This is a genomic window from Phormidium pseudopriestleyi FRX01, from assembly GCF_017313335.1.
GTDB classification, from domain to species: Bacteria; Cyanobacteriota; Cyanobacteriia; order Cyanobacteriales; family Laspinemataceae; genus Laspinema; species Laspinema pseudopriestleyi.
In genome coordinates this window covers 1-5133 of record NZ_JAFLQW010000527.1, presented here as the reverse complement: position 1 = coordinate 5133, position 5133 = coordinate 1, and the positions used below count along the sequence as shown (strand labels likewise).

The following is a 5133-nucleotide window of genomic DNA, read 5'->3' as shown; positions in this document are numbered from 1 at the left end:
TTATTTTTCACCACCCTGTTAATCATTGGCATGGCACTGTTACCCTATCAAGGGACTGGCAATGTGGGTAAACTCCCCTGGATTGGGCTGTTTGGAGCAATTTTTGTTTACGTCCAAAGTTTACTCGGGGGATTAGTCGGTTCCCAATGGGCGCTTCACCAATGTTTCGGCTACAATCAGCTATGCACAGTGATGAACAGTCACCTTCTAGGCGTTGTTCCCCCAACCGTGACGATTCTCGCCTTAGTGGTCTTGGCATTGCGAACTCCGGCATTGCATCCTAAATTACGACAACTCGCAAGGTGGGCCGGTCTTTTGTTACTCTTGCAAATTGGATTAGGGATTGCTACCTTTTACGAACATCTGCAAGTGGAACTGCTTACGGTGTCTCACCAAGCCACAGGTGCAGCCTTACTCGGAACCCTGGTGGCGTTTACCGTATTAGCGCTGCGCGATCGCGCCGGAAGCGTTCGGGTTTGAAATTTCCATCGTCAACTGTATTTCGATGCAATGGCCCAGCCTCTTGACTGCTAAAAGGAAACAAAACATTTATCATGCAAGAAATCATCGCAACTGGTACACAACGGCATCATGAAACTCTGTTGCAAGTGCTAAAAAGTTACTACCAGTTAACCAAACCTCGAATTATTCTGTTGTTGCTGATTACCACGGCATCCGGACTCTGGGTAGCGGCCAATGGAGAAGTTGATCCGCTGTTAGTTTTAGTGACAATGGCGGGAGGGGCTTTAGCTGCCGCCTCAGCGAATACGATTAACTGTTTGTACGATCGCGATATCGATTACATCATGGAACGCACTCGTCATCGCCCCTTACCTTCGGGCCGGGTGCAACCTCGGGATGCGCTGATTTTTGCGATCGCCCTAGCGGTGACTTCGTTTACCCTGCTGACGGTGTTTGCGAATTTACTCGCCGCACTTTTGGCTATGTCAGGGATAGTATTTTACGTCGCCATCTATACCCATCTCCTCAAGCGTCACAGTACCCAAAATATCGTCATTGGAGGCGCTGCTGGGGCAATTCCTCCGTTAGTTGGTTGGGCCGCAGTTACGGGAGAACTCAGTTGGGCACCTTGGGTGATGTTCGCTATCATTTTTCTGTGGACACCGCCCCACTTCTGGGCATTAGCCATGATGATTCGCGATGACTATGCCGCTGTCAATGTCCCGATGTTGCCGGTGATTAAGGGAGATGAAGAAACTGCCCGTCAAATCTGGTATTATACTTTATTGCTTTTGCCCTTAACCTTGGCGCTGACTTATCCCTTGCATACCAGTGGAATGGTCTATGCAGCTTTGGCGGTGTTTTTAGGAGCAATTTTTGCCAAGAAAGCCTGGGAATTGTTGCAAGCCCCCACAGACCGAGACAAAGCGCGATCGCTGTTTAAATACTCGATTCTCTATCTGATGTTATTATCTGCCGGAATGGTAGTAGATAGTTTGCCGGTGACTCATCAGGTAATGACGGCGATCGGTCAAAATGTCCAGGTTTTAATCAGTGCGATCGGAGTAATGTAATTCTCCAAATTTGACTTCGGTAAATTCCTGAGTTAATCCTGAATAAAACTAACCCAAACGGGTTAGTAAACCACAGAAATTGTGGGATGGGGTGGGCCAATTGCCTGCCCCTAATTTTTGGGCAATTTTCAAGGAATCAGGACTTCCGCCATCTTTAACATTCAACCCTAAATGCGTAAGTCCTGTAACGGTTATCCAGTTCCCCAGTTAAAAGGACTCACCAGGGCTTAGAAGATGAGATATTCAAAAAACCGCTCAGTCCAAACTCCCCGTCGGGCGAGGATAAAACGTAAAAGCTCGGCAATCAAGCCATCAGAGTTGGATTTTAATAAGGCAAATTCAGGTATTTTATACCGTTCTTTGTACGAATTATCATCTTGTTGCTCGACGGGATCTACATTGAGATTCTGACGCACTTCTTTCTTATTGAGGAGAGACAGAAACACATCATAACTTCCAGCAATTCGATGAAAATTCCATTCTCGATTTTCTTCATAAACCCAGGCCAATCGTTCTAGTGGCGTCATTTTTAATCGTTCCTTTAACCAGGACACTTTATCGTGACGTTCGGTACTCGCTTGCCCGAGTAAAAATAGAAGACCACTGTACATGACGATTCGACTGTGGCGAAGTTTAACATTCCGAAGCGGCCACTTCTCTGCTTCCTTACCAAAACTCCATTGGTAGTTAACAGCGATCGCCCTAAAGTATCGAATGAGGTCATTTAAAAGAAAAGTCCATTCTTTTTTAGAATCGACTTTTACATACTCTTCTGCATACTTATCTACAATGATTCCGATTAAGTCGCTATAATTGTGATTGTGATAAATCGGCTGTGTTTCCAAAAGCAACAACAGGCGTTTTCCAAAATCTCCATAATTTTCCTCGGCATCTCCTACAGAGACTAAAAGCTTCTTTTTAGTCGTAGCCCCGGCAAAAACTCCTGTTGGTTTGGGTTTTTGAATTTTAAGTTCAGCCAGAGCATTCCAGACCGAATCATAAGCCTTCGTCGCTTCCTCTGAGCCTAAATCTTCCACATTGTCGGATAACACGATAATCAGGTCAGCATCAGAAACGTCGGGAGATGCTTCCATTCTTCCGATAGAGCCTGCTGCGGCAACGGTGTAAACATCTGGATGAAGCTCTGTCCTAGACAGGGCCTCTCTGATTTTAATAATTAAGTTTTTTGATGCCGACCAATTTTCCTGGAGTGTCTGATATCGATCAATATCTACTGAGGTTATCCTCCATTGCCGTTGATAGGGATATTCGGGATCTTCAACTCGATTCATGAACTACCTTTATTTAGTGACTATCTTGTAGAAAAGGGGGGAGATTCAACTCGCTCCAGCTAAATTTTAACACTTCAGCATTTGGAAAAGACAATCCCATGACATTAGAGGCATCTTCTCTATTTTCTAGGATACCCACCATGATTCTCATCGGCCCCATGTGTCCACTGATCAGGATTTTATTAACCCGTTGATTTAAAACTTGATCCGCTAGATCAATTAAAAAAGCAAGAATTCGTCTACTAACTTCTCGATAACTTTCTCCATTTTCAGGCGCATAATTCAGATCTCCAGCGTCATATTCGGGAATCCAGTGGAATTTCTGGCCTTCCAATACCCCAAGTTTACGCTCATTTAGTCTAGGATCCTTAAAAATTTTATCCACCCTAACTTGACCCTGTTCCACTGCTAAATCAAGAGTCCTTTGCGAACGGTGTAAATGAGAGCAAAAGCCTATTTGGTAGTGGGGGTCAAGCTTTAACCCCAGACTTTTAGCCTGCTCTTCACCTTGCTTTGTCAGTTCAACATTCAGAGAGCCTGTAATCAGTTTTTTAGCATTGGTTTCCGTTTGAGCATGACGGATTAAATGTAAATCTACGCTCTTGGGAAAAACGAGAGGACTTTCGAGGCGCTGATATATGTCTTCCCACCTCATCGAACGGATCCTGGAGAAGTCCGTGTAATCGGTTATTTTATGGAGAGATTGTGTACTCATTAATGGGGGTCCCCAAATCTATGGAATTATCAGTTTTACTCGACATTTTTACATGATCAGGTTTCCCGAGAATTTTGTCAATCAGTTTTTAAAATCATTTTTGAATTAACAGTCGAGGACGGCCCTTGACAAAATTTAATCCCAGGGGTTACAGATACCCAGAGAGATCTTGTTCATCCTAATTCCCATAACTTGGACAACCCCGAGTAAAAATGTTACAGTGAACAGAGATTAACATCCCAGGAGGTAACGTGGAAGTCAAAGCAAAACTGACCCTAGAAGAATTTTTCGCTTTACCCGAAGGGGATATTACCTACGAACTGGTCGATGGAGAAGCTAAACCCAAAATGTTACCGAAACGATTTCATTCCAGCTTAACTGGTGCTCTGTGTTTCCTGCTAACGCAATGGAATCAGGACCGAGGTGAGGTAGGAATTGAGTGGGCGATCGCACTCAAACGGAAGGGCAAAGACTGGGTACCCATCCCGGATTTGCTGTATATCTCCGCCGATCGCCTGTCTCGCGATCGCATCCTGGATGAACCTTGTCCCGTTCCTCCAGAATTAGCCATTGAAATTATTTCCCCGGACCAAAGTTTTGGCGAAATCAGTGGCAAGGCGATCGATTACTTAAATGCCGGAGTCTCTCGCGTTTGGGTTGTCGATGCTAAAGTCAAAACTATAACAATTTTCTATCCCGATTCTCCCCCTCAAACCAAACGGGAAGATGAAGTCATTACCGATGAATTATTGCCCGGATTAGAATTCACTCCCACCCAGATTTTTAATGAGGCTAAAATTCCTTAAATGCCAAAAAAATCGCTGTAAATTTAGTAATTATCTCTTTCTTGGGGTCTAGCATTGGGCGAGAAACCCGGTTTTTACGCCCAATTTGGGTGGAGATTCAAAGGGAAAAAAACCCGGTTTCTGGACTGGGGATAAAAAGCCGATCGCAGCTTACGGCCTGACCCATGATAAAATCAGATAAATATCTGTACTTCATGAGTCCACCGAACCGCTATCTCTACACCATCATCGCCAAGTTAGGTTAAACTGGTTAGGTAAGAACTAAAGCGATCGCGAGGCGGCAATGGCTACACTTCAGATTGAAAACTTACCCAACGACTTCAAAAAAAATCTATCTGAGTTATTATCTCATGTAGAACTTGGAGAAGAAATTATTATTTTGAATCAAGGGGTGGCGATCGCTAAGTTGATTTCGATTCGTCCCTTATCCAATCGGCGAGCAAGTTTAGGGCAAGATCGAGGGAAATTTATTGTCCCAGAGGACTTTAATGAACCTTTGCCACCAGAGATTTTGGCAGCATTCGAGGGAGATGAAGGGTGAAACTTTTATTGGATACCCAGTGCTGGTTATGGTGGTTTGCCCAACCTGAACGGTTAAACGAGCAAGCAATCACTCTGATGGCTGATGAGAGCAATGAATTGTGGTTTTCCGTTGCAAGTATCTGGGAAATAGCAATCAAAGTAGCCAATGGAAAATTGCCGCTACCAGAACCCATTGATACCTACATTGATAGCCGCATAGCATTGTTGGATATGCGAATTCTAGAAATTAAAGCAGGTCATGT

At 44.3% G+C, this 5133-nt stretch carries 7 protein-coding genes; 5 read left to right on the top strand and 2 right to left on the bottom strand.

From position 1 onward, the window contains the following. A partial coding sequence (locus tag J0895_RS20070) for a COX15/CtaA family protein (protein ID WP_479724811.1) occupies window positions 1-480 on the top strand: 480 nt, incomplete at its 5' end. Window positions 481-554: 74 nt separating this feature from the next. After that, window positions 555-1535: a heme o synthase gene (locus J0895_RS20065; protein ID WP_207089774.1), complete on the top strand. Its 981-nt coding sequence runs from the start codon at window positions 555-557 to the stop codon at window positions 1533-1535. A gap of 227 nt (window positions 1536-1762) precedes the next feature. Here the strand turns inward: J0895_RS20065 and J0895_RS20060 are convergent, their stop codons facing one another. Together J0895_RS20060 and J0895_RS20055 are read right to left on the bottom strand one after the other, a co-directional pair. Then, the gene (locus J0895_RS20060; RefSeq protein ID WP_207089773.1) at window positions 1763-2827 is read right to left on the bottom strand and encodes a nucleotidyltransferase domain-containing protein; all 1065 of its coding nucleotides are present in this window, start codon (window positions 2825-2827) and stop codon (window positions 1763-1765) included. Between the two features lie 13 nt (window positions 2828-2840). Further along, window positions 2841-3482, bottom strand: a complete 642-nt coding sequence (locus J0895_RS20055; protein WP_207089772.1) for a histidine phosphatase family protein — start codon at window positions 3480-3482, stop codon at window positions 2841-2843. 311 nt (window positions 3483-3793) lie between these two features. Here J0895_RS20055 and J0895_RS20050 point away from each other — a divergent pair, with 311 nt between their 5' ends. The 3 genes from J0895_RS20050 to J0895_RS20040 form a co-directional block, all read left to right on the top strand. Further along, window positions 3794-4348 carry a Uma2 family endonuclease gene (locus tag J0895_RS20050; protein ID WP_207089771.1) on the top strand — a complete coding sequence of 185 codons (555 nt, stop codon included), beginning with the start codon at window positions 3794-3796 and terminating at the stop codon, window positions 4346-4348. A 283-nt stretch (window positions 4349-4631) separates the two neighbouring features. Then, window positions 4632-4889 (top strand): type II toxin-antitoxin system Phd/YefM family antitoxin, encoded by a 258-nt coding sequence (locus J0895_RS20045; protein ID WP_207089770.1) that lies wholly within the window; start codon window positions 4632-4634, stop codon window positions 4887-4889. Then, window positions 4886-5133, top strand: a 248-nt coding sequence (locus J0895_RS20040) for a PIN domain-containing protein (protein ID WP_207089769.1), incomplete at its 3' end; no start/stop codon positions are given. The genes J0895_RS20045 and J0895_RS20040, both read left to right, overlap by 4 nt.

Coding starts and splice junctions, on each gene's coding strand:
- J0895_RS20065 (WP_207089774.1), top strand. CDS start 555: ATGCAAGAAATCATCGCAACTGGTACACAACGGCATCATGAAACTCTG.
- J0895_RS20055 (WP_207089772.1), bottom strand. CDS start 3,482: ATGAGGTGGGAAGACATATATCAGCGCCTCGAAAGTCCTCTCGTTTTT.
- J0895_RS20045 (WP_207089770.1), top strand. CDS start 4,632: ATGGCTACACTTCAGATTGAAAACTTACCCAACGACTTCAAAAAAAAT.
- J0895_RS20060 (WP_207089773.1), bottom strand. CDS start 2,827: ATGAATCGAGTTGAAGATCCCGAATATCCCTATCAACGGCAATGGAGG.